The sequence below is a fragment of the Polyangiaceae bacterium genome (assembly GCA_020633205.1).
Lineage (GTDB): Bacteria > Myxococcota_A > Polyangia > Polyangiales > Polyangiaceae > JAHBVY01.
Genome location: JACKEB010000003.1, coordinates 1 through 1590 on the forward strand (window position 1 = coordinate 1; position 1590 = coordinate 1590).

The window sequence follows — 1590 nt, forward strand, 5'->3', positions numbered from 1 at the left end:
TTTGAAAAACTGACAACAAGAGCAAAACCAAAGTAAAAAACTATGAGAACCCCCAACCACATCATCGGCGGCCTCGTCTTCACCGGCATCTGCTCCTCCCTCTCCGGCGTCAACCTCTTCGCCTCCCCCCTGCAAACCAGCGTAGCCATCACCGCCTCCCTCCTCCCCGACATCGACCACCCCAAGTCCTTAATCGGCACTCTCCTGAAACCCCTTTCCCTCACCATCAACCGCCGCTATGGCCACCGGCGCCAACAGCCTGGCGCTGGTCTTCTTCTTTGCCTACTTCTCCCACCTGATGCTGGACATGATGACGCTGCAAGGGGTGCCCCTACTCTACCCTATCACCAATAACCCTTTTGTGATCCCCGGCAACCCGGGCTACCGCATCCGCACGGGCGACCTCCGGGCGGAGGCCGTGATGTACCGCATCCGCACGGGCGACCTCCGGGCGGAGGCCGTGATGTTCTGCTTGTTCCTCTCGCTGGGGCTCTTCCTCCGCCCCCTCTTCGAGCATGGGTTCTGGACGTCCTACAACCGCCTGTTCGGCACGATGCAGCACCTCTACCTGGAGTTTCAGCGGTCGGAGGACTTGCTGGAGGTGCGGTACCGGGCGCATAAGGGGAGCCTGGAGTTGTCGGGAAAAGGCTATTGCCTGGAGGCGAAGCCGGCACGGGCAGTCCTGCTGCAGGGGGATAGCCTGGTGGTGCTGGACCTGTCGGAATTGGTGGTCAAGGAGGTGGAGCCTACGCACACGGGACGGCAATTCTTCTTCCGGGAACACCGCTTCGTGGGCATCGGCGTAGATAGCCTCCAGCGCTTGGTGGGCAAACACATCGTCGCAAAACTGGATGTAGTGGCGGACAGCCCCTTCCTGGTGACGGCAAACGGTGTTACTTCCGAACAACGCCGCTTTGAATCGGGCTTCCTGCTGGAACCCGTGTTCCACGAGTTGTTCGATTCAATAGAGGCAGAGGTATTCGTCTACGAGCCCAACCCCCGGATTCCAGTCCTGCGGGAGCAGCTCCGCAGCCTCCGGCGGGAGAACCTCAGCCGGTCAGAGGCTACAGCCCGCCACACTCAGCGCTTGGCGGAACTCGAAACCCAACTACTGAGGGAAAGGGATATGGTGGCCCGCGAAGCCCTCTACCAACAGTTGGCAGAAGGGCGAAAACAGAAACTACCACTACCGGATTTTCCTAAGGCCCACGAACTACAAGTAGAGATCGCCGCACTGCAGAACCAGGAGCAGGCCCGCAACGCCCGTCAACTGGAAGCCACCGAGCGCCGCAACCGCCAAGCAGAACGGCAACCCGCAAAATTCACCGGCTATTTGACAACAGTTGAAATTGATGGATTATGAGAGGGGTGCGCCCCTACACTTCAAAGCACCGCCCCCCCAAACACCGCCTCATTTGGCGGTATCAGCCCGGCAGAAGACAGGATGGCGCCCTGCAGGGATTGACTCGCAGCACCTTTAAGACGCCAACGCGGTGGTCTCCGGCATTAGCAGGTTCGGCGTTAAGAAAGAGGCTTTCACGCAGTGCCCGCACTGTATACTGTTTGAGCTTCGATGCCGCTGAGAATGGA

General features: G+C 59.5%; 1 protein-coding gene and 1 pseudogene. Both read left to right on the top strand.

All coding sequences use genetic code 11. The features are described from left to right. The first annotated feature begins 42 nt into the window (after positions 1 to 42). Positions 43 to 354, top strand: a pseudogene (locus H6718_00025) (metal-dependent hydrolase). Beyond that, entirely contained in the window at positions 239 to 1363 is a 1125-nt protein-coding gene (locus H6718_00030; protein ID MCB9583749.1) for a metal-dependent hydrolase, read from the top strand. The pseudogene H6718_00025 and the gene H6718_00030 overlap by 116 nt, the downstream one beginning before the upstream one ends. Positions 1364 to 1590 lie beyond the last annotated feature (227 nt).

Excerpts from the sequence above, each read along its gene's own strand:
- H6718_00030 (MCB9583749.1), top strand. The coding sequence starts at position 239 with ATGGCCACCGGCGCCAACAGCCTGGCGCTGGTCTTCTTCTTTGCCTAC.